This is a genomic window from bacterium, from assembly GCA_022616075.1.
Lineage (GTDB): Bacteria > Acidobacteriota > HRBIN11 > JAKEFK01 > JAKEFK01 > JAKEFK01.
On the sequence record JAKEFK010000245.1, the window covers coordinates 1 to 22,022 of the forward strand.

Consider the following 22,022-nt stretch of genomic DNA (forward strand, 5'->3'; position numbering starts at 1 on the left):
GCACATGGGTTTCTGCATCCCTTTTCGATGTGTTGCGCGTGCAGCCATTTTTAGGGCGAACGTTTACAGAAGCGGAAGATCGCGCGGGTCACGATCAGGTAATGCTTCTTAGCTCTCATTTATGGAAACGCCGTTTTGTTTCTGACCGCGCGATTTTAAGAAAATCATTGAATGTCAATGGCAAGCCGCACGTGGTGATTGGGATCATGCCCGAGTCCTTTTCTTTTCCCGATCACTTCACGGATGCCTGGTTTCCGGTAGCTTTCGATGCAGATCAGATGAGCGAAGGCGAGCGAGGATCTCACTGGCTCAGCGTCATCGCCCGTTTGCGGCCCGGCATCACAAATGAAGCGGCGCAAAAAGAGATGCACGCGATTGCGAAGCAATTGCAGGCGGAACACGCGGATCACTATCCAAAGGATTCGGGCTGGGATGTATACACGGTTCCGCTGAAAGAACTCATGACGCGTGAAGTGCGCCCTGCGTTCATTGTACTTTCAGGCGCGGTCGGTTTTCTGTTGTTGATTACCTGCGCCAATATTTCTAATTTGCTGATCGCGCGCTCCATCTCGCGGCAAAAGGAAATGGCGATCCGGACCGCTCTGGGAGCGAGCACATCGCGGCTCACGCGTCAACTGTTCACCGAGAGTTGCTTGCTATCCGTTTTCGGCGGTTTAGCTGGAATCCTGCTTGCGACTTGGTGCGTGGACTTGTTGGTTCGCTTCGGTCCTGAAAATATGCCTCGGCTCAATGAGATCAGCGTGGATAGGATGGTTCTGTCGTTCGCCGTGCTTGTTTCTGTACTGACCGGAATTATCGTGGGACTTGCGCCGGTACTTCAAACGCGCCGTCTCGCGCTCCGCGATGCAATGGAAGATGGGGATCGCGCCACTCCAAGCAAGAAGCAAAACCGGATTCGCAGCGCACTCGTAATCCTGGAAGTCGCTTTCTCCATCGTTTTGCTTATCGGCGCAGCGTTATTGATTCAAAGCCTGTATCGTTTGCAGGAAATTGATCCGGGATTCAAGACGAAAAATATCATCACGATGAGGCTCTCCTTACCGGGCACGATTTACCAGGAACCGCAGCAGCAAAGAATGTTTTTCCAGGGCCTTGCGGAAAAAATTGAAAACCTTCCTGAAATTGAGTCGGCCGGTTTGGTGAATTTCCTGCCCTTGAGCGGTCTGGGAGTACAGCGGGACATTTCCATCGAGGGTCGCGGACACATGCTTCTGAATGTGGGGTTTCGCATGATCGATGCCGGATATTTTCGAACACTGGGGATTCGTGTTCTGGAAGGCAGGAATTTTGCAAAAGATGATCGTGAAAAAAAGCCTCCCGTTGCCATAGTTAATCGAAAATTTGTCCAGGTGTTCTTTGCCAATGAGAAAGCAGTCGGGAAGCAAATCAAGCTTGGAACGGTCGAAAATGAATTTCCCTGGTTCCGGATTGTCGGGGTCGTGGGAGATGTAAGGCATGAAGGTCTCGATGTTGAAACCACTCCTGAATTGTACATTCCCTATCTCCAGCCGCCGTTGCCTGACTTTACTGCGAGCGCCTTCAGCATTGTTGTTCGCGGAAAAAGAAAATCGAATTCGCTGGTTCACTCCTTGAGAAATACTGTTTGGTCGATCGACCCCAATCTGCCGGTGTATCAAGTCACAACGATGAAGGACCTGCTTTCGAAATCCCTGAGATCACGCCGCTTCAATATGACTTTGATTCTTTTCTTTGGTGTGGTTGCCCTTGTGTTATGCGCTATCGGAATTTACGGCTTGATGTCCTATTCGGTTGCTCAGAGAACTCACGAGATCGGTATCCGCATGGCGCTCGGCGCCGCAGCTGCACAGGTCATCAAGATCTTTCTTAAACGCGCGCTGTTGCTGGGGTTCAACGGACTCGCCATAGGCATTGCGATTGCTTTTGTCTCCAATCGGTTCTTGACAGGATTGCTCTACGGTATTAGTAGTACGGACCTTCGCACCTTCCTCGTCGTCTCGATTTTCACTTTATCGCTCACTCTGCTGGCCACTGCTGTTCCTGCCTGGAGAGCTTCACGACTCGATGCTTACGCGGCTCTCCGCCATCAGTAGCAGCAGATTTGGTGTGATAATATGAATCGATGAGACGAATCTCAGCGCTTGTGCTTCTACTTTTCTTTTCGATTGGTTGTGGTGATCGTACAGAAGAGCTCAAAAATGGTGTGATGTACGCCAAGAATGCGCTGGAACAGGTAGGGGCCAATCCATTTTCGCGAGCCACCTACGAAAGTGTGATCGGCCGCGGCGGAAATGCGGCGGAATACATTAAGGCGACACTGCCTAAGGAGAATCCACCGTTCGACAGCTTTGAATTTGCAAAGGCTACCCATCCCTGGACGATCGTAATCCGTCCCGGAACCGAAGAGAACGAATTTTACGTCGAAGGGTATGGCCTCGATTTGAAAAAGCCGATGTTAATTGAGTCTGTTCAAGTCAAACTTCCTGAAAGCCAGTAGTGCTTTCATCCTGTCAAAAAATGTATATCTTATTGAGAGTGTAGGAGGATAATCATGAAAATTCTGTTGATTCTTATTGGACTTCTCGCGATCTCGGTAATTTCTTATTCAGCCGAAGTGCCTGTTTATGCAATTTCTGAAGAGGGTGTGGGCAAACAGATCGGTTCTATACAGATAACCGATTCAAAATACGGTTTACTCTTGAAGCCTACCCTGTCTGGTCTTCCCCCGGGTGTGCATGGTTTTCATGTTCACGAACATGCGAACTGCGCGGCTGCTGAGAAAGATGGGAAGATGGCTGCAGGTCATGCTGCCGGTTCCCATTTCGATACGGAGAAAGGCCGGAAACATGATGGTCCCTACGGTAACGGACACCTCGGCGATCTGCCCGTGTTGATTGTAGACGGCGAAGGAAGAGCTACAATACCGGTGCTCGCGCCACGAGTGAAGGTTGCTGACTTGAGTGGAAAATCTTTGATGATTCATGCGGGTGGTGACAACTATGATAATCAACCGGATCCGCTTGGTGGTGGTGGCGGCAGGATTGCTTGCGGTCCTGTGAAATAGATTATTCGAACGAAACGGTCTTTGTTTCACCTGCGCCAACAGTAACTTCCACAAACGGGCCATTCCTGTTGTTTTGATGTATCCGGTAGGTGCCTGGAGGCAGCGCCTGGAACAAGAAGTCTCCTTGTTCCACGATCGCTGAAAAGTGAGTCTTCGGATAGAAATTTTCTTGAGACGGCTCCTTTTCCACTCTCTCGGCAAATACAACTTTTGCGCTGCCCGCCTTGCCGGAAATCGAAGAACCATGATCTAACCAGATCTCCAGTTCACCTGTGTTGCTGCCTGCAATTTGAATCGGATTTACAAGCGGTTCACGGTTCCAATGAATCCTGGTAACCGAGAATTCCTTGCGCGCGTCCTGCTGGCTTACCTCCAGCCGGTACAACAACTCAGGATGAACATAAAATTCGACAATCTCAGGAGAATCGTGAGTCATTCCGGCAGACACTGGAAGCTTAAAATTTGAAATTTCCCAGAAGTGCGTGAGTGTGGGTTTGATTCCTGTTTCACTGGCAGCCGGCGCTCCACCGGCCGCATAGATTTTTGCCGGGAGTGAAATCCCTTTTTCGAGTTGAAATTCCGTAATTGCTTGTCGCTCCGGTTCCACAAGCAGCGGCTTCGCAAATTTTTCAACATTCTTTTCCACAGTATTTTTGTTCAACCAGGTTGTGTAAGGAGCAGGTGCATGTGCCACATAAACCCAGTATTCACCGGCAACCAGATTATGGACAGAGCAGGTTCCATCCTCTGCTGTTCTGCAAGCGGCGAGGGGCGCCCAACGCGAATTCTCTGAACGCAAAAAAGCAAGATCCGCTTTTGGGATTGCTTCTCCGTCCGGCCCGTAAACTTTTCCGATCCAACCGGGCGCCGGAGCTTTTCCAAAACGGATATCAACTATAGCGGTTTTCCCGACTTCCAACTCGACCGCTTCCATCTTTGCTTCATCCAGAGTTCCGGGGTAGTACCAGCGATCCCTCTCTATCTGTTTGCGCGAGGCGTCGTATTTTCGTGCGCTAATTTTGTAAAAGTCAGCAGGCACATCTGACAGATGGAAATAACCTGACTCATCGCTGAAACCACGGAAGGTTCGATTCTCCAGGGTGATGGATTCGAGCGAGAAATAAGCTTTGGCCAGCGCGTCCCCTTGGGCATCAAAGATGCGACCCGATACGGCTGCAGCCTCCGGAAGCTCAAAATGAACTTGCTGGTGTGAAGAAATGTTCGTGATCACTAACTCCTGTCCGATCGGATTCTCCCGCGTTTGCCCATACGTGGCTCTAACGTATCCATTCCTGGTAGCACTCACGCGATATCGACCCTGCGGCACACCGGAAAAATAGAATTCACCCATTTCATCCGTCAGCATTTCTCTCACCGGACACGTTTGATTTACAAGGAGAAGACGGACCGTCACCCCTGAGATTTCCTTGCCTGTATTGGCGTCACGCACCGTTCCGGAAAATGACTCCTGGTTGTTCGGTTGCAAAGAGGGTAAGAGCGTGGAAAAAAATAATTGCCAGGTACAAAATACGCATCCCGGAAATTTTACTCCAAATCCGTAAACCTTTGTGAAGAGTGAATCGTCAAAGGAAAGAGGTTGTTCAAAAATGTAGTGCGGACAGATGTGCGTCTTCGAGTCTAGCGTCCGCCCGCACCACATCTCGAAATGGAGGGTCCATGCATGCATAGAATTCTGATCATCTTTTTTTTGTGTGCCGTTCATTCATCTTCAAGTGCTTCAGAGCTGATCCGCTATTCTCAGGGCCCGGCTTCACTTCCGGAACGGATCCAATGGGCCTTTCGCTCCGCTTCGGGTGAAAAGCAGTACTGGATTGGATACAGCGTCACCCGGTTTATGTATCCGAACGAGATTTTCATGAGCGGTGTTTCAATCAATGGGGATTTTCGTCAATTGAAGAACAAGCCATCTCTTCAAGAGTGGATCAGTGGAGTGAAGATTGTACCGAAAAAGGATGTTCGGGAAATCGCGGAATCAGAACTCAGCAAACTGGAAAACTCGAAGCGTGCCAAAGTCTGGAAAGAAATAGGAATCTTTCACAGATATCAATCGGGTGCAAAATTTCCCGACAGAACTAAGGTCGTTAGTTTGACTGTCTGGACCTCTTTTGATGGACCATTAGTCTGGCTTGGGACTGCAACACATGAGGAAAGTTTTCTTCAGCTTTCAGGCATGTATCAGCAGACAAGAAGTGCAGAGGTGAAAGAAGACATGATGGCCGCCATTGGTGTGCATCCTCCGCCGATTGCATTTCCCTTTTTTAAGAAGGTATTGACTTCACAGGAACCGGAAGAAGCGCAGGAGGCAGCGGCTATTTTTGTAGGAGAGCTGGATACACCGGAAGCTCTTCAATTGTTGCAACAGGTTATCGAGACCAATCCATCGGAAGAGGTCCGAGAAAGTGCCGTAGTCGGTATTGCGGAGTTCCGGTCGGAAGAATCTCTCCAAATATTGTCCGATGTTGCACGCAACCATCGTGACAGCGAATTGAGAGAAACCGCGCTTGCCATGTTGGGCGACACAAAAAATGCCAAGGCTACAAAGATATTAGAAGAAATCGCCTGGTTTGACTCTGATTCGGAGATCCGGGAAACAGCCGTTGTGATGCTGGGAGAACGGGATGATGGCGTTCCAGCGCTGTTAAAGATTATGGAGGAGCATCCCTCCAAAGATACAAGGGAAATTGCCATACACATTCTTGCAGAAAGTGTCGCAGGACGAGATATTTTGAAAAAGAAAATTAAGGAGTAGCCTTTTTCAGTGCGATCACATCCTTCCCGGCAAGGTTGATCTTCAATACAGGCGTTCCTTCTACTTGATCGAAATGAATTGCGCGGTTATTGCTTTCCGAGAGAAATTCACTTCCTTTTCTATGCTCAAAATTCTTAGTATTCCCATCGGGCAAAGGCCTCAAATCATAGATGCGCTCTCCCTGCCAGATGATCAGTCTGTAGACGATCTTTTTGGCACAATCAAACTGAACAGGACTCAAATAGAAACTACGACCCCGGCGGCTCACACTGCCGACAACATGAAATGTCTGGCAATTGCCATTGTGCTGTTCAAGACGTGCGCGAAAATCCCCGAATCCTTCGGCCACTTCCTCTTGAGGGAGTCCGGATAAGGAGGCAACCTCACCGGTTTTTCCGTCTAAAATCGCCTGAATCAAGGTTCTTGTCTTTTGATCAAAATGTTCCGTTCGTGCTGGATCCTCTTTCTCGCTTCCACCAAACAAAAACCACGCCTCCCGGTGATTCAGTAAAAGGACCGCTTCATCATTTTCATTGAAAGTAACGGGTATCGCAGCTCCTGAAGACATGGTGTATGTGCCGGTAAAAGTTTTCAGGAAAGCGTCTTCGAGCTCTTCCAGATTCTCCAGCAGAATCCTCGCGATTCGCGTGGAAATAACATCCGTATTTTTTGCGGCATCGTTTGTTGAAACTATGATGTCAAAACGCTTTTCGGGAATCATGGCCATCGTGGCCATAAAATAACCGTTTCCGCCGTTGTGCGAAATCACTTTCTCTTTGCCTTGCTTCTGCTGCACGCTCCATCCGTATGCGTAATACTCTTCTCCATCGACCTTTACGTGTGGAGCAAAATATTTTTTCTTTGCCGCTGCGTTCAGAATGGATTCTCCACTCAGAGCCACATACCAGAGATGCATGTCTTTCGTTGTGGAATGAATTCCACCATTTCCTTTGAGATGCCAGGTGACGCCCTTGTCGTATTGCGATTGTTCAAAAGTTGTTCCCCATCGTTGGCCGCCCTCATATCCGATCGCCATCCTGGTTTTATCCCATGCGGGTAAAACGTATCCTGTCTGGTTCATTCCAGCCGGTTTTAGAATCTTTTCACGAAGATAATGTTCGTACTCTTGTTCCGACGCTTTTTCAACAATTGCAGCCAGCAGTGAAAAACCAACGTTACTGTAGTCATAGGTGCCGGGCGGATGAATGAGCGGACTGGAAAAAGCAAGTTTCAAATAATCCTCTCTTCCGATCATTTCTTCATCGCCACCAAGCGAACCGGGAAGGCCTGCTGTGTGCGTAAGCAGATGATGAATCGTCAATCCTTTTTTATCAGCGGGCACTCCATCAAGAAATTTTGAGATCGGGTTCTGTACACTCAATTTTCCTTCCGAATCGAGCTTCAGGATGCAGGCTGCTGTGAATTGTTTTGTGATCGAACCGATGTCAAAAACCGTATCCGAAGTGAATTTGATTTTCTTTTCACGATCGGCCAGGCCATAACCATCGTTCAGCAAAATGTTTCCGTTCAGCGAAATTATGACCGAGCCTGAGTAACCATTCTCCACAGTCTTGTTCAGATAGCGGTCGACCCTTTGAGCCGGAGTGGCCGCAGCTTGTGCCTGGCAGTTGAAAGCGATCATCGTAAAAAGAAATAGGAGCAAATATTTCTTCATAACACCTCACGTGTCTTATAAAGATAAACAGGGGAATGAAAAAGATCTTGAGCGGGACGGACATCAACCGGTTCCCACCCGGGAATGGAAAATGTATTGCTGATGATCAAGGTTTCCGGCTGAAGCTCACGTTTCAAGTTTGGGCTTTAGTTTTCGCATGCCTCCCGAATAGAGATAACAGAGAATCACCTTTGCATCGCAGAAGGAAGCATTCATGAAATCCAGCCTTCGAAACTTCACATTCTTTGCTGCGGAAAGAGAGGCGAGGATTTGAGATATGACGTAGGGAACCGGGGAACTCTCGAATCCGATGACCTGACACTGTGGAAGATATTTTCCAATTGCCAAAGCAAGTGTTCCTAATCCCGAGCCGAGATCGTAGACGTTCCCCGTTGTGTCTGCAGGAATCATTCCCAGGAGGGTTTCCGTCTGTTTGCGGCTGGAAGGGGTAGGGGATATTCCATTCCGTAACGAGAAATATACAACGGAAGCCAGTATTGCCAACGGAACCAGCAGAGATCCAAGAATAATCATGAGATTTCTCCAAAGTAGCGCGGGCGTCCCGCCTGCGAGATTGTCGCGGACGAGACGTCCACGCTACTTTGTTTACTACTCTTCGGCAACCAGGGCGATCCAGTTGCCGTCGGGGCTGAACGCCATCCGGGTGATTTTTGTCAATCTTGCTGACGCAAGATCAACCTCTTCTTTCCAGTCCTTGTCTTTTTCGGGATTCCAGGAATAGATTTTGGAGCCGTTTGCGGTATAGATGCTTCCTGCCCCAGACCATGTATAATCTTCAGTTTCAGGAAAGAGCGGTATCAGGTCCCTTGTTTGTTTGGTTTCGGGATCGTATTCTTTAATTGTTCCTTTCTGTCCTGTCAGTTTTTGCACGAAGCTGATTTGAGTTTTTCCTGGGATTTTGTGCAGCGACCGACCTATATTTGATGCAATCAGGGAGGACTTTCCTGAAGCAATATCAGCAATTTGAAGGGTGGGAGGCTCACCCAGGATAAAGAGGGCAACGGTATTGGAATCAATCCAGGCGTGGTAGCCGATTGGTTTGATTTGCTCTAAAATAAGAACCGGGTCTCCACCGTTTAAAGGGAACTTCCATAGTCTTTGAGTGTTGTCTTTTTCGACACGAATTGTTGAAAAGAATTGGCCGTCCGGGGTGAGCGTAGGCGAATATTCGCTCTCGGCCGTTGCCGTTATTTTGCTGGCGGCGGCTTTGGCCACATCGTAAAGATAGATGTCTGCCTGGCCATCATCACCGATGGAAGTGTAAAAGAGTTTTCTTGAATCGGGCAGAAAACGAGGCTGATTGTCGTAACCTTTTCTCTGTGTGATGTTGCGTACATCAGCTGAATCAAATTTACAGTTTTTCAAATGAAGTAGAAAAATATCAGTGGCAGGAGGCGGAGCAGGCTGACTTTGTGTCTGCGTCTGTGCTTGAACCACAGATACGAGGATGAAACAAAGGATAAAGAGAATGAACTTTTTCATACAACAAAAGCTTAACATGAAGTCGGTAGGGGAAGGGCTTGTCCCTGCCCGTGTGGCCGAACACAATTCTATGCGGGCAGGCACAAGGCCTGCCCCTACCATCAATCCATTAGAGGAGCCCAATTGAGACGCCCCTCAGGATCTATGCGAACTCATTCCAACCGCAGGCACAGACCGCGAACGCATTCGCAGCAACACGCGCCGCGCCATCCACACAAACCATCGGGTCCACCTCAAGAAGTCTCGGGAATCCTGGAAGTTCTGCCAACAGGAATCGGCTTCTTGCGCAAACTGGAAAATGATCTGATGCCTTCCGAAGAGGACGCTTTTATTTCTTCATCGATGATCCGTCAAAAAGTGCTTCGCAGTGGGATGACCATCCGTGCCATGGCAGGGGACCGCAAAGCGGTGACTGAGATACTCGAGATCATTGGCAGCCAAACCTCCGAGGAAGCAGTTCCATTCGACCGGCAAATCAGCATTGATCCTGAAGAAAGATTTGTTTTGACGCCGGCCAGCACTTCTCAGGCGGATCGTTCCATGCGATTGTTGGAGCTCATGACACCGATCGGAAAAGGGCAACGCGCGTTGATTGTAGCTCCACCGAGAACCGGGAAGACAACCCTTCTTATGAATCTTGCATCCTCTGTTGCGGCGCATCATCCCGAAACGCATTTAGTTGTCCTTTTGGTTGATGAGCGGCCCGAAGAAGTCACCCACTTTAAGCGATCCGTCCGCGGTTCGGTAATCGCATCTTCTTCCGATAAGGAAGCTAAATCGCATTTGCGAATCGCACGTTTGACTCTTGAATACGTTCGCATGCTTGCTGAGAGCGGAAAGGACGTTTTCTTACTACTCGACTCGTTGACCCGGCTCGGACGCGCTTCCAATCGAGAGGAACAAAACAGGGGCAAAACCCTCAGTGGCGGGATCGGAAGCCGCGCGCTTGAATTTCCGCGCCGTTTTTTCGGTTCTGCGCGAAATCTGGAACATGGCGGCAGTCTAACCATTGTTGCAACAGCATTGATTGACACAGGGAGCAGGATGGATGAAGTCATCTTTCAGGAGTTCAAAGGCACAGGAAACATGGAACTCGTTTTAAACCGGAGAATCGCAGATCGCCGTATTTTTCCTGCGGTGGATCTCAGTTTATCCGGCACAAGGAAAGAAGAAAAAATTCTTCCACCGGAATGGCTGATTGCCGTTCACAAATTGCGCAGGCATCTGTCCACATTGAAACCGGATGATGCTCTGGAAGTCCTGCTCGAACGTTTGCAAAAGGCGGAAAATGTTCAGGCTTTTTGTGAATCACTCGCGTGAGAGTAGTGGCAGAGCATTTTCGATTCGACTTGTATGCGCAGATTATGTAACTGTACGTGGCCCTTGCTCGAAGTTATGATCGGTGTGAAAATGCTCTGCAGTATCGGAGACGAAGCAGAGCATTTGCGCGCCGGGAATAAGTCAAGCTAATGCGAACATCGTGCGGTGCGATCAAACGCCCATTCAAAAACAACGGCAAATGCTCTGCCACTACACTGTCTACACTCAGAAATTTGAGACTTTTCCTGATTTTTGACACCGACTCACCGAATCTCCGAAGATTCATGATGGGCATAGATCTTGCTCGAGTTTGGCAACCGGCATATATTGATTGGATCGAGAGGTAAATACATGTTGAAGAAAGATTTTTATAAACGTCTCATCGTCGCAATTCTCTTCAGTACGATCGCCTTGACGTTCGTATCGTGCAGTGAAAATGATGATGAATTTCCTGGTGGCGGTCGTGTCACCGATGTCGACTTGACTGTGGACAATGCTAACTTTACCGGAACGTGCCCGCATACTTTTGTGTTCAGTGGGTTGATCGAAACAAACGGTGCAGGCTTGATCACCTACGTCTGGGAAAGAAGTACAGGAAACGGCACACCGCAAAACGTCAATCTACCGGTGCCCGGCGGCGTTGTGATCCAGGACAGTGTAGTTCTTACAGCGTCCGGATCTGTTACGGTTACGATGCACGTAACGCGACCGAACGATATTTCGTCTGAGTCGGTAACAGCTACTGCTACGTGCCAATGATTCTAAGTGCTGAGCAATGAGTGCTGAGTGCTGAGAAAGCGCTGGCTTATCCTTCTTTCTACACTTTTCATCGTTGCTGCAGGAGTGCAGACACAAGATAGCGTTTCTTCACTGATTGAATCCGAACTAGCCTTTGCCCGATTGGCTTCTGAAAAGGGAATTAAGGATGCTTTTCTGGCGTTTCTGGCAGACGATTCCGTCCTTTTTAGACCTCGTACCGTACAGGGTAAACAGTGGATGGCCGGGCAGCCTCCGACTCCCGGATTACTAAAATGGGAGCCTTCCTATGCCGAAGTTTCCGGCGCTAGAGATTTAGGTTTTACAACCGGACCCTTTACCTATGCAGCCTCTTCCGAAGAAGCCCCTTCCTCTTACGGTCAATTCTTTTCGGTTTGGAAAAAGCAATCGGATCAAGCCTGGAAAGTTGTGCTGGATGCAGGAATTAATCATGACAAACTGGACGCCAAGGTTTCCGTGACCTCGCGAACCGGCAAGGGGAAAGTTGTTTCCATCGAAACGCAGAACTCGGAGCAACAAAGTTTGATAAAAGTGGATCAAGAGTTGTCCCAATCTTACTCCTCAAAGTTTTTTGCTAAAGACGTAATTATTTTGAGAAATCAGGCATTGCCCAGGCGTGGTCTCGAGTCAGCGAAACCTCTATCCACTGATCCCTGCACATTTACTCGCGAAAAATTGGAGATTGCTGCAAGCACGGATCTTGCTTACACGTTTGGTTCATTTAAATGTCCAACTTTTGCGGGTGTGTACGTTCGAGTCTGGAGGAACGAAGATAACTGGAGAGTTGCGCTGGATTACAGCAGACCCGATCCGTAGTTTAATGGTAAGGTAGCAAAGTATCGCGGACGAGACTGTCCGAAAAGTCAGCTGGAGCGCGGACTTCCAGTCCGCAAAGACCTGTAGACTCGACAAGCCTTTGCGGGCAAAGATCCCCGCGCTACCACTAAAGCGCAGCAATTCCGGACTTTTCGGACAGTCTCGGGCGCCTCGCCCGCTACTTTTACTCATGGATCGAACGCTCTGGATTGCTGTTTTTGCAGCTCTTTTGATCACTTCCATTCCATCAGCGGCCGGTATTTTATTCCCTCCACCCGGCGGATCCTGGACCGGAATCCTTACTCGCAATACTGCTGATGTAAACGGCTATCTCAGCATGATTGAAGAGGCGCGGCAGGGTCATTTGCGTATGCGGAATCTGTTCACGGCCGAGCCACACCCTCACTTCCAAGTCCGGCCTCTGTGGATGCTGCTTGGTTTGACCGGAAGATTTTTTCCTTCACTCTCGAACGTCCATCTGCTGGAAATCGGAAGAGTGCTCACTTCCTTTTGTCTTCTTCTTTTGATCGCCGCCTTTGCGATGAGGCTGTTTGTCTCTCAGCGGGAACGTTTGATCGCTTTTCTGCTGATGACTTTCGGATCCGGATTAGGTTGGGCGCACTTCGTGAAGGATCCGCCCGATTTGCGGATCGTGGAGACTTCAACTTTTTTGACCCTGGTTTCTCCCCCGCTTTATTCTCTTTCTCTGTCCCTTGTTCTATCGATTTTGCTTCTTGTGGAAAGGATCTGGAACGGAGAAAGAAAATTGTTCTACGGTCTTCTCAGCGGCCTGTGCGGATTGTGGCTCGGTTTTGATCGTCCTTTCAGTCTTGCGCCTCTTGGATTTGTTATCGCCGTTTTTCTCTTCACAGCAATCGTGTTTCAAGGAGAAACAGACTTTAGAAAATGGTTCGGAGTGGCGCCGCTCGTGGTGGGTTCGCTGGCAGCGGTTGCGTATCAATTCGTTTCTCTTCGAAATATTCCCGTTTACGAAGAATGGAACCGGCAGCATGTGTTGCCCACACCGGAGTGGCCACGTCTGATCAGTTCGCTCGGATTTCTCCTGCCATTCGGCATTGTGGGCGGGCGATATTTTTTTGCGAAGAACAGAATCCTGGCGACTCTTTCCCTGAGCTTTATCATAGCCTCTCTGTTCTTTTCTCATCTCCCTCTGGGCTTTCAGGAGCGCTTTTTAGAGGGTCTTCCTGTCCTGACGGCACTTTTCGCTGCCTTCGGGTTGTTGCGTCTGCTGAATGTTTTCTCAAGGCCGGTGATCCAGACACTGATTGCAACTATTGTATTAGTAACCCTGACCTTTTCGCACTTTACTCCGCTGCGAAATGACCTGGCTGCCATAGCTCGCCAATCGCCTCCCCAATACATGCCGGACCAGTTATTGAGCCCCATGCGCAGTTTAAAAGATCTGGCAGCTCCAACCGAAGCAATCCTTTCCACTGAGGCGAGTGGAAATTTCCTGATTGCCTACGCGGGGAGACCAGTTGTTATTGCCCAGCGAATACAGACAGCGCGACATTATGAGAAAAGCAAACTTGTTGTTGCATTTTTCTCCACACCCGCAACGCACCTCCTATCGCGCCAGTTGTTTGGAAAAACAGGCGCAAACTGGCTTTTTTGGGGACCCGACGAAGCCAGGTTGTCCCGTGGTCGATTTGACCCGGTTCAGGCCGACTATTTAGAGATGAAGTACGATAATGGTCTCGTGCGTCTATTCAAGTTAAGATATAAATGACCACTGGTCACTTGCTAAAGGAGGCTCAGAATGGCGACATCAGTATGGACAGGAACAATATCTTTCGGGCTGGTTTCAATTCCCGTCAAAATGTTTACGGCGACAGCTTCTCATGATGTTTCATTTAATCTTTTGCACAATGAATGCCGGGGCCGAATCAACTTACAGAACTACTGTCCGCAATGCGAGCGCGTTGTGGAACGTTCTGAGCTGATCAAAGGGTATCAGTACGAAAAGAACCAGTACGCCATTGTCACGGAAGAGGACATAAAGTCAGTCAAACCGGAATCCAGCTCGATTCTGGATATTTTGAAATTTGTGGAAATCAACGAGATTGATCCTATCTATTTCGAGCGCACTTACTATGTAGGCGCAGATAAGGGGAGCGAAAAAGCCTTCGCGCTGTTGGCCAGAGCGATGGAAGATATGGGGAAAGCCGCGGTCGGAAGATTGGTGATGAGGAACCATGAATACCTTGTCTTGATTCGTCCCGGTATGGATGGATTGCTTGTTCATACAATGCTCTATTCGGACGAGATCCGCGAGAACGAATTTCGGGTCAGTAAAGACACGGAGCTGAGGGCAAAAGAGCTGGATCTGGCCAAGCAATTGATTGAAAGCCTTTCGGAGCCATTGAATATCGAAGAGTTCAAAAACGAATACATTAGTAAGATGGAAGAGATGCTGGAAGCAAAAATTCATGGACGGAAACTGACCGTGGTAACGCCGACTCAGCGTCCCAAAGTGACCGATTTGATGGACGCGCTGCAAAAGAGTGTGCAGATGGCGCGGGATAATAAACCGATGGCCCGGGTAGAAGATCGGAAGAAACTCAGAAAAGCAAGATGATCTATGCCAACGATTAATCTGGCTGTTCCCCATTCCTTGAAACCCGAAGAGGCCGTGCGCCGCATCAAAAATCTTGTGACCGATATCAAGGCGCAGTTTGCTGACAAAGTGACAGATGTGAAGGAAGAATGGACCGGCGCCAACGGTGCATTTGGCTTTAAGGTTATGGGCTTCGATATCTCCGGAACAGTCCGGGTCGATACCCGTGAAGTCCAAATTCAAAGCAGTTTGCCTTTCGCAGCATTACCTTTCAAAAGCCGGATCGAAATGGTCATTCAGGAAAAGGCCAAACAATTGCTTGCATAGATATACGCATTGTTCTGTCCGCTTCTCCACTGTAAAATGTTTTTCCGGCTCTTGAATAGAAAGTATTAGTTTGGGGAAGGGAGAAGGCTAACAGGAATAGTGCTTGAAACGCTTCTCATTGCATCAATTTTATAAGGATAGTGTTGCGACCAGATTTCTGGATCGAGCCATTATCACCCTCGTTTGTTTGCTGATTTTGCTGGTCCCCCTGCCATTTGGTTCGGTCGAACCGCGATCCATCTTCTGGATGGAAATAGCGGCCGGCCTCTGCTTTCTCCTATGGTTGACGAAACTGCTTTTCCTGGGAGATCCGGAGTATCTATCGTTGTTCCGGCAGCATCAGAAGGAAGAACGGGAGGCGTATCTTCGCACTCCTTATTTTCATCGACATCCCTTTGCGGGCCTGATACTGCAAGTTCTTACTTTTGGAAAGTGGCCGAGAAAATACGAAGCTACAAACCTTGTGGAAGAGACAAGTCCGGAGCCACGGCTACAGACGAAATTCTACTCGGTCTTCAGGTATCCTGTCCGCAACACAAAATTTGAATTGCTGGCGCTTGCGTTACTGAGTGTTCTCGTTTTTCAGGTACTCCCTTTACCGCATTTTGTCAGCAAGATTCTTTCGCCTCAAACAGCTCATCTTTACGAAACAGCGGCTCAGGCAGCGGAAACGAAAATCTCATTTCATCCGATTTCCCTCGATGCATTTCTCACTTTTTCGAAATTGTTGGAGTACACAGCTTATTTTTTTCTTTACCTGGTGATCATTAACGGAGTTCCGTCAAATGATTACTATCGTTTCATTCTCATAGCAGTGCTCGGTTCGGCCGCATTTCAGGCGGCTTACGGTCTCTCGGAATTTTACACGGGACATCAGCACATTTTTGCTTTTAAGAAAAAAGTGAATTTCGACGTTGCGACCGGAACATTTATTAACCGAAATCACTACGCTACCTATCTGGAAATGTCACTCCCGTTACTTTTTGCTCTCATCGCCGGATATCTTCATCAGGCCGGCAGGGGAGTCTGGCGGTCCCTAAAAGAAAGAATCGGTAGAGTTCTGGAAAATGAGGGAACCAAGGTCCTGCTACTGCCTCTCATAACGATGCTCATACCGGTTGCCATCGCTTGTTCGTTATCCAGAAGCGGAATCTTATTCACCACTGTGATGGTTGTAACGTTTTTCTTGTTATATGGCTTACTCAATAAGGGTCTTTCTCGAAATCTTTTCGTTCTTTTGTTGTTCTTTCTTGGCGCAGCCGTTGCTCTTGGTGTGATCTGGGAGCCATTGTTTGCGCGGTTTGCAAAAATTTCAACTGAATTTACAGCGGAAAGAGCCCGGCTATTGTTATATCGCGACACTGCTCGAATCTTTCTGGATTTCCCCATAGCCGGAACCGGCGCAGGAACGTTTATGCAAATGTTTCCCATGTATAGAAGCTTCATCGCCAATGACATTTACCGGTACGCGCATAATGATTACCTGCAGTTTTTATCTGAATATGGAATTGTCATGCTCTTCCTCTTTGCGGGCTTGTTTCTATTAATATTGCGCCGCTTGCGTAATCTAATGAAAAGGTCAATCAGCCGCATTCTGCTGATCCAATTGGGAGCTTTTTGTTCCCTGGTAAGCCTGGGATTGCACAGTCTGACCGATTTCGGAATCCAAATCCCTGCGATTGCGATCAACAGTGTAGTGATCCTGGCCTTATTCTGGAGAACACCAGGTGCCGAAGACAAAACCAGCTAAGACGAACGCCGTCTTTCCTTACGTTGCTTCGCTCGCTCTTCTTGCTGCCTACTCCTTTTTGTGCCTGCTGGTCTACGCGGACAGCTTGCTTGCAGTAAACAAACCCGGAAGAATGTTCGGGACCGGGCTCCACAGTGGAGAATATTGCGCTGACGCCGCGTACCGCTTGCAATTCCGGTCTCACATTCCTTCAGAGGTACATCATCTTTATAGTACAGCTCTTGTCAGATCTCCTGCTGATTACAATATTTTCCTGGACTATTTCATTCACCTGAGATACCTGGAATGCTGCAAAGATCAAACCGGGAAGCTCATGCGGGGCGCACTGGAGCGAAATCCCTCAAGCGTGAGACTTTATGTGAGAGCCGTGAACTATTTCCTACAAACGGGCAACCAGACAGAAGCCTTATTGTATTTTCAAGAAGCCGTTAAGATGCAGCCTGAGACACTGCATCAACTTTTTGCAATTGCCGGCGAAAGAGTCAGTGTTGAGGAGATCATCCGAGTCACGCCCAGGACAACGGAAACTTTACCTATTCTCGCCCAGGTTCTCGCAAGGAAAGGTCCAGAGACCAAACACGAATGGCTTCGAACAATTCAGGAGCTGCATTCGAAAGAAGTCGAGCCTTCTTTGAACATGAAAACAGCTGAGCAAGCGATGAAATTCGGGGAACTGGAACTCGCGAAACAGTATGCAGAAGCCGCACTCAGGCATCCGGAAACAGAAGGTCAAGCAAGAAAGATGCTGGCCAAGATTGAACTAAATCAGAGTCGCCAGAAGAAACCAAAACAGGTTCGCCGGAACTGAACGACTCGCTCCGCTGTGTTAAGATATGCGATTGGCGGGGTGGGGCGAACCCATTCGGCTACGCCATTTGAATGCTAATGCCGAATCATTCACGAATTTATCTGTCGCCACCGCATATGAGTGGCATCGAATTCGAATTTGTCAAAGACGCGTTTGAATCCAATTGGATAGCCCCTCTCGGGCCGCACGTAGACGCCTTTGAAAAAGAGTTTGCGCAATATTTGAACGTTCCTTACACTGCAGCCCTCTCATCGGGAACAGCGGGACTCCATATAGCAATGCGGTTGACCGGAGTTCAACCGGGCGATGAGGTGATTTGTCCCACATTCAGTTTTTGCTCCAGCGCGAATGCCATCGTTTATGAAGGCGGACGGCCCGTCTTTATCGATTCGGAAGAAAAATCCTGGAATATCGATCCCGGGCTTCTTGCCGAAGAGTTGTCCGAATGCGCACGGAAAGGAAAATTGCCGAAAGCGATTGTTACCGTTGATCTTTATGGTCAGTGCGCAGACTACCAGAAGATCCTGGAAATCAGCAGGCATTACGATGTTCCGGTCATTGAAGATGCGGCAGAAGCGCTCGGAGCAACTTATGGAGATCAAAAAGCCGGCGCTTTCGGAAAGATGGCTGTCTTTTCTTTTAATGGAAACAAAATCATCACCACATCAGGTGGCGGCATGCTGGTTTCCAGCGATGCGTCACTTATAGAACGCGCCCGTTTCCTGGCCACACAGGCAAGAGATCCGGCTCCCCATTATCAGCATTCGACGATTGGTTACAATTACCGGTTAAGCAATATTCTGGCCGCTATCGGCCGGGGACAACTCAGTGTTTTAAACGAGCGAATCGAAGCTCGTAGAAGGAATTTTGAAACATATCAGAAGTCTTTAGGAACGGTCCCCGGAATTCAATTCATGCCGGAGGCATCTTACGGGCTCTGTACTCGCTGGCTTACTTGTATTACAATCGATGCGAAAGCTTTCGGAGCAAGCCGTGAAGATGTTCGTTTGGCGCTGGAGGCTGAGAACATCGAAGCAAGGCCGGTGTGGAAGCCCCTTCACATGCAGCCTGTCTTTAGTGGGTATCGGATGCGGGGACGGGAGGTATCAGAAAAAATCTTTCAAACGGGACTCTGTCTGCCCAGTGGCTCCCAGCTTTCTTTTCTCGATCAGAAACGAATTATAGAAATTATTTTAAAAACCGGGAAATAATGGATTATCTTCGCGCGTCTTTCAGTAAGTTCATCATCAGGCATCGTCTGCCTTTGATCGTGCTGACAAACTTTGTGTTAATTGCGCTTTCCAACTATCTTGCTTTCTGGCTTCGCTTTGATGGAGAGATTCCTCCAAAATCCTTTGAATTAATGAAGGATATGCTGCCGGTTCTGATCTTGATTCGGGCGTCTCTGTTTTTCGTTTACCATCTGTATCGAGGATTGTGGCGGTACACCGGGATCTGGGAGCTCTGGAGCATCCTTTCAGCGACCTTTATTGGAAGCACGATCTTTTTTGTTCTAACTCATTTTATTCTTGGAATTCCAGCCTATCCGCGTTCCATCTTTATCATCGATTCCATCCTGCTTGTGTTTTTTCTTGGAGGAATCCGCCTGCCCTGGAGAATCTATCGGGAATTCATTCGAACCGCAAAAGGGAAAAGGGTGCTGATCTATGGTGCAGGTGATGCGGGAGAAATGATCGTTCGTGATATGAAGAATCATCCGCAATACCGTTACAATCCCATCGGGTTTGTGGACGATGATGGCGCCAAAGCAGGACAAAGCATTCATGGCGTTCCCGTTCTCGGAACAAGAAATTCCCTTTCCAGTATCATTCCGGACCGGAGAGTAGAGGAAGTAATTTTAGCGATTCCGAGCGCAGAACCGTGTGTTGTGCGAGAGGTTTTGAGACATCTGGAACCATTCAACATACCCATAAAAACCACACCCAACCTAAGGGATATTTACGACGAAAAAGTAACGGTAGGCCAGATCCGCAAACTAGCGGTTGAAGATCTCTTGACCCGAATGCCCGTGAGTCTGGATCTGACGCCCGTCAGGAAGATGCTGGAAGGAAAACGTGTGCTTGTGACGGGAGCCGGCGGATCGATCGGCGGGGAATTATGCCGGCAAATTGCGAAACTGAATCCATGTGAACTGATACTTTATGACCGGTACGAAAATGGTTTGCATTGGATCGCGAGTGAATTAACCAGAAATGGAAATGGGCACAACATGCGTACAATCGTTGGCGACATTACAGACCGGATTCTTGTAAATCAGATTTTCCGGACGCATACGCCAGACGTAGTTTTTCATGCGGCTGCTCACAAACATGTTCCTTTGATGGAAGTCAATCCTTGTGAAGCCATTAAGAACAACGTAACAGGCACGCGCGTCCTCGCGAAAGCTGCAGTGGCCTGTGGAGTCGGGAAGTTTGTTTTCATCTCTTCTGATAAAGCAGTCAATCCGACCAGTGTGATGGGAGCCAGCAAAAGAGTGGCGGAAATGATCATCACTACTCTGGCTGATCACAGTATGACATCCTTCGTCGCCGTTCGTTTTGGGAATGTACTCGGAAGCAAAGGAAGTGTTGTCCCCCTGTTTTTAGAGCAGATAAAGAAGGGAGGGCCGGTCACGGTAACGGATCCCAAGATGCAACGCTACTTTATGTTGATTCCTGAAGCGGTTCAACTAGTGTTGTACGCGTCTACAATGGGGGGAGATGCTTTGACGTATGTCCTGCGGATGGGCGATCAAATTAAGGTAAGTGAAATGGCCCGAAACCTCATTCGGCTCTCAGGTTTGATTCCGGATGTCGATATTCCAATCGTCTATACCGGCCTGCGACCAGGTGAAAAACTCTATGAAGAATTAGTCGCCAATGATGAAATTGAAGAACCTTCTACAATTCAGCAGATCGTTAAAATTCGCCAAACCCGGCAGCCTGATTCAATCTTTTTGAGAAAAAAAGTTCGTGAGATGGAAAGAGCTTCCTCTCTAGGCGATCCGGAGCGGGTCATTGATTGTTTAAAGGCTTTGATTGCGAACTATAAACAATCTAAGGTGCCCGCCGCGAGTATCGAACAACTTTAGTTTTCGTCATCGTCAGCCCCCCACAGTGCATCAAAATCGAAACTGTAGGAAACCCCCGCGCCGATGATATACGCGAATCTCTCTTTCGAAAGCCCTGGAATATCTGAATCTCTATTTAAGTATTCCAATCCTCCTTGTAAGGAGACGAACCGGATGATTCTAAAAGAAGCAAGAATCCTGGCGGTTTGAAACGTATCATTTCTCACTGGAGTTCCATCCACAAAATCGTCGCCGTAATCGTTGGATCCGATCGTGTAATCTGAGTTGAGTGTAACTCTGGAATGCAACCTGACGGCGCTCCGAAGACCACCCCTTGTGACAACTCGTTGCCGCCCATCCCCCAAAAAAGCAGAGGTCTCAAAACTACGGCTGGCAAAAGCACCGATGTTGAATCTTCTTGATAGTCGGAAATCAATGCTTCCATCCAACAGGAATCTGTTTTTAGCCTGATCTTCGTCTTCTGGTTGTGATTGACCAAAACCGACCTGGAAGTGAAAGACATATCGAGGCTTGACAAAAGTTGGTCCTACCAATACTTGCCAGAACGTGGTCGATCTTTCAGAATCCAAATCCTCCGACTTGCCGACTGAAAGATCCGTGGATAACTTTGTAGTATGACGGAGGTAATAGTCAACTCCGAGTCCCGCTCTTATAGTTTGATTGCTTCTGAGCTGGGGGATGTTAGCATTGATTTCTTCTGCCGCCTCCAACTCGGTGTGCCTTATTCTCAAACTTGGTCTTAAATCGATTTTATCGCTAAGCGTATAATCGAGTCGTATTCCACCATCCGTCGTTTTTTGATCAACAGGAACGTCCACTTCATCATCCACAGTTTCTGTTCGTTGCACATATCTAGCGTCCACGGTAAACAGCATCCGGTCGGTGCCGGTTACGAATTCTCCCCTGGTGGTATTGAAGATATCTCTTCGCTCATCCAGTTTGAAATAATAGACGAGATGTACATCTTCGACGATCCGGAAAAAGCTCTGCCGTCCCAATTTCACCGCGGCACTTAAACTCGGAGTCAAGACGGCAAAGACATCTGCAATGGGGTCGTCATGTTCGTATCGAGCGTTGGTGTCGAATCCAGTTCGAAAAGAGATGTTCGGTCTGAGTCGAAAAATCCCCAGCTTTATTCTGTGCGATTCGACCATAGACTTTACCGCACTTTCGGCCCTGTTTGTGCGATTCTCCGGTATCACGTTAGCCAATGTTTGTTCTGGTTCGCGCGTGCTCGTCACCTGACAAAATGCATTTGTTGAAAAACCTATTAATATTAGAATCAAAAAAATGCCGTTCTTCATTCTGTGTGCCGCCCCGGCAGCGGTTTAGTTTCAGAGCCGAGAAATTCCGGCATCGTAGGATGTCCCTTGGCGCTGATTCCTTCCCGCCTCCATGTTGTAACAAATGTTTGAAATAAGATTTTTACATCGAAGAAAAAAGTCCAATGATCAACATACCACACATCCAGCTTGAATCGTTCTTCGAATGACGTAGCGTTTCTGCCATGAATCTGAGCCCATCCCGTAATGCCGGGTTTTAC

Annotated in this window: 21 protein-coding genes; 14 read left to right on the top strand and 7 right to left on the bottom strand. The window is 48.3% G+C overall.

Annotated elements, in window-relative coordinates:
- From L0156_20415 to L0156_20425, 3 genes are all read left to right on the top strand, one after another.
- Positions 1–2,093 (top strand): ABC transporter permease (locus L0156_20415; GenBank protein MCI0605355.1); only part of this gene is annotated, 2,093 nt, incomplete at its 5' end.
- A gap of 29 nt (positions 2,094–2,122) precedes the next feature.
- Positions 2,123–2,497, top strand: coding sequence for a hypothetical protein (locus L0156_20420; protein ID MCI0605356.1), 375 nt, complete (start codon positions 2,123–2,125; stop codon positions 2,495–2,497).
- Between the two features lie 54 nt (positions 2,498–2,551).
- The gene (locus tag L0156_20425; GenBank protein MCI0605357.1) at positions 2,552–3,064 is read left to right on the top strand and encodes a superoxide dismutase family protein; all 513 of its coding nucleotides are present in this window, start codon (positions 2,552–2,554) and stop codon (positions 3,062–3,064) included.
- 1 nt (position 3,065) lies between these two features.
- Here L0156_20425 and L0156_20430 read toward each other — a convergent pair whose 3' ends face one another.
- A complete protein-coding gene (locus L0156_20430) occupies positions 3,066–4,787 on the bottom strand; it encodes a carboxypeptidase-like regulatory domain-containing protein (GenBank protein ID MCI0605358.1) in 1,722 nt (573 codons plus the stop codon).
- Here L0156_20430 and L0156_20435 point away from each other — a divergent pair.
- Complete coding sequence (locus tag L0156_20435) at positions 4,746–5,834, top strand: HEAT repeat domain-containing protein (protein ID MCI0605359.1); 1,089 nt, start codon at positions 4,746–4,748, stop codon at positions 5,832–5,834. The genes L0156_20430 and L0156_20435 overlap by 42 nt on opposite strands.
- Here the strand turns inward: L0156_20435 and L0156_20440 are convergent.
- The 4 genes from L0156_20440 to L0156_20455 all read right to left on the bottom strand — a co-directional run bounded on the left by L0156_20440 (position 5,824) and on the right by L0156_20455 (position 9,012).
- On the bottom strand, positions 5,824–7,509 hold the full coding sequence (locus L0156_20440; protein MCI0605360.1) for a beta-lactamase family protein: 1,686 nt from the start codon (positions 7,507–7,509) through the stop codon (positions 5,824–5,826). The genes L0156_20435 and L0156_20440 overlap by 11 nt on opposite strands.
- The gene (locus tag L0156_20445) at positions 7,506–7,646 is read right to left on the bottom strand and encodes a hypothetical protein (protein ID MCI0605361.1); all 141 of its coding nucleotides are present in this window, start codon (positions 7,644–7,646) and stop codon (positions 7,506–7,508) included. The genes L0156_20440 and L0156_20445 overlap by 4 nt, the downstream gene beginning before the upstream one ends.
- The gene (locus L0156_20450) at positions 7,636–8,043 is read right to left on the bottom strand and encodes a class I SAM-dependent methyltransferase (protein MCI0605362.1); all 408 of its coding nucleotides are present in this window, start codon (positions 8,041–8,043) and stop codon (positions 7,636–7,638) included. Before L0156_20450 ends, L0156_20445 begins: the two co-directional genes overlap by 11 nt.
- A gap of 75 nt (positions 8,044–8,118) precedes the next feature.
- The gene (locus tag L0156_20455) at positions 8,119–9,012 is read right to left on the bottom strand and encodes a hypothetical protein (protein ID MCI0605363.1); all 894 of its coding nucleotides are present in this window, start codon (positions 9,010–9,012) and stop codon (positions 8,119–8,121) included.
- Positions 9,013–9,156: 144 nt separating this feature from the next.
- Here L0156_20455 and rho point away from each other — a divergent pair, with 144 nt between their 5' ends.
- The 10 genes from rho to L0156_20505 all read left to right on the top strand — a co-directional run bounded on the left by rho (position 9,157) and on the right by L0156_20505 (position 20,479).
- Entirely contained in the window at positions 9,157–10,332 is a 1,176-nt protein-coding gene (gene rho / locus L0156_20460) for a transcription termination factor Rho (GenBank protein MCI0605364.1), read from the top strand.
- A 351-nt stretch (positions 10,333–10,683) separates the two neighbouring features.
- Positions 10,684–11,091, top strand: a complete 408-nt coding sequence (locus tag L0156_20465) for a hypothetical protein (protein ID MCI0605365.1) — start codon at positions 10,684–10,686, stop codon at positions 11,089–11,091.
- 27 nt (positions 11,092–11,118) lie between these two features.
- Positions 11,119–11,925 (top strand): nuclear transport factor 2 family protein, encoded by an 807-nt coding sequence (locus L0156_20470; GenBank protein ID MCI0605366.1) that lies wholly within the window; start codon positions 11,119–11,121, stop codon positions 11,923–11,925.
- Positions 11,926–12,115: 190 nt separating this feature from the next.
- Complete coding sequence (locus tag L0156_20475) at positions 12,116–13,675, top strand: hypothetical protein (GenBank protein MCI0605367.1); 1,560 nt, start codon at positions 12,116–12,118, stop codon at positions 13,673–13,675.
- Between the two features lie 30 nt (positions 13,676–13,705).
- Positions 13,706–14,524 (top strand): Ku protein, encoded by an 819-nt coding sequence (locus L0156_20480; protein ID MCI0605368.1) that lies wholly within the window; start codon positions 13,706–13,708, stop codon positions 14,522–14,524.
- A 3-nt stretch (positions 14,525–14,527) separates the two neighbouring features.
- Complete coding sequence (locus tag L0156_20485) at positions 14,528–14,830, top strand: polyhydroxyalkanoic acid system family protein (GenBank protein ID MCI0605369.1); 303 nt, start codon at positions 14,528–14,530, stop codon at positions 14,828–14,830.
- A 103-nt stretch (positions 14,831–14,933) separates the two neighbouring features.
- Entirely contained in the window at positions 14,934–16,580 is a 1,647-nt protein-coding gene (locus tag L0156_20490; GenBank protein MCI0605370.1) for an O-antigen ligase family protein, read from the top strand.
- Positions 16,558–17,388, top strand: coding sequence for a hypothetical protein (locus L0156_20495; GenBank protein ID MCI0605371.1), 831 nt, complete (start codon positions 16,558–16,560; stop codon positions 17,386–17,388). Before L0156_20490 ends, L0156_20495 begins: the two co-directional genes overlap by 23 nt.
- Before the next feature lie 77 nt (positions 17,389–17,465).
- Complete coding sequence (locus L0156_20500) at positions 17,466–18,599, top strand: aminotransferase class I/II-fold pyridoxal phosphate-dependent enzyme (protein ID MCI0605372.1); 1,134 nt, start codon at positions 17,466–17,468, stop codon at positions 18,597–18,599.
- Complete coding sequence (locus L0156_20505; GenBank protein ID MCI0605373.1) at positions 18,599–20,479, top strand: polysaccharide biosynthesis protein; 1,881 nt, start codon at positions 18,599–18,601, stop codon at positions 20,477–20,479. Before L0156_20500 ends, L0156_20505 begins: the two co-directional genes overlap by 1 nt.
- On the opposite strand, the gene L0156_20510 is transcribed toward L0156_20505, so the two are convergent.
- Together L0156_20510 and L0156_20515 are read right to left on the bottom strand one after the other, a co-directional pair.
- Entirely contained in the window at positions 20,476–21,783 is a 1,308-nt protein-coding gene (locus L0156_20510; protein MCI0605374.1) for an outer membrane beta-barrel protein, read from the bottom strand. The genes L0156_20505 and L0156_20510 overlap by 4 nt on opposite strands.
- Positions 21,780–22,022 (bottom strand): sugar transferase (locus L0156_20515; GenBank protein ID MCI0605375.1); only part of this gene is annotated, 243 nt, incomplete at its 5' end. The genes L0156_20515 and L0156_20510, both read right to left, overlap by 4 nt.

Coding starts and splice junctions, on each gene's coding strand:
- L0156_20450 (MCI0605362.1), bottom strand. CDS start 8,043: ATGATTATTCTTGGATCTCTGCTGGTTCCGTTGGCAATACTGGCTTCC.
- L0156_20425 (MCI0605357.1), top strand. CDS start 2,552: ATGAAAATTCTGTTGATTCTTATTGGACTTCTCGCGATCTCGGTAATT.
- L0156_20480 (MCI0605368.1), top strand. CDS start 13,706: ATGGCGACATCAGTATGGACAGGAACAATATCTTTCGGGCTGGTTTCA.
- L0156_20435 (MCI0605359.1), top strand. CDS start 4,746: ATGCATAGAATTCTGATCATCTTTTTTTTGTGTGCCGTTCATTCATCT.
- L0156_20420 (MCI0605356.1), top strand. CDS start 2,123: ATGAGACGAATCTCAGCGCTTGTGCTTCTACTTTTCTTTTCGATTGGT.
- L0156_20505 (MCI0605373.1), top strand. CDS start 18,599: ATGGATTATCTTCGCGCGTCTTTCAGTAAGTTCATCATCAGGCATCGT.
- L0156_20465 (MCI0605365.1), top strand. CDS start 10,684: ATGTTGAAGAAAGATTTTTATAAACGTCTCATCGTCGCAATTCTCTTC.
- L0156_20440 (MCI0605360.1), bottom strand. CDS start 7,509: ATGAAGAAATATTTGCTCCTATTTCTTTTTACGATGATCGCTTTCAAC.
- L0156_20485 (MCI0605369.1), top strand. CDS start 14,528: ATGCCAACGATTAATCTGGCTGTTCCCCATTCCTTGAAACCCGAAGAG.
- L0156_20500 (MCI0605372.1), top strand. CDS start 17,466: ATGCCGAATCATTCACGAATTTATCTGTCGCCACCGCATATGAGTGGC.
- rho (MCI0605364.1), top strand. CDS start 9,157: ATGCGAACTCATTCCAACCGCAGGCACAGACCGCGAACGCATTCGCAG.
- L0156_20475 (MCI0605367.1), top strand. CDS start 12,116: ATGGATCGAACGCTCTGGATTGCTGTTTTTGCAGCTCTTTTGATCACT.
- L0156_20455 (MCI0605363.1), bottom strand. CDS start 9,012: ATGAAAAAGTTCATTCTCTTTATCCTTTGTTTCATCCTCGTATCTGTG.
- L0156_20510 (MCI0605374.1), bottom strand. CDS start 21,783: ATGAAGAACGGCATTTTTTTGATTCTAATATTAATAGGTTTTTCAACA.
- L0156_20430 (MCI0605358.1), bottom strand. CDS start 4,787: ATGAACGGCACACAAAAAAAAGATGATCAGAATTCTATGCATGCATGG.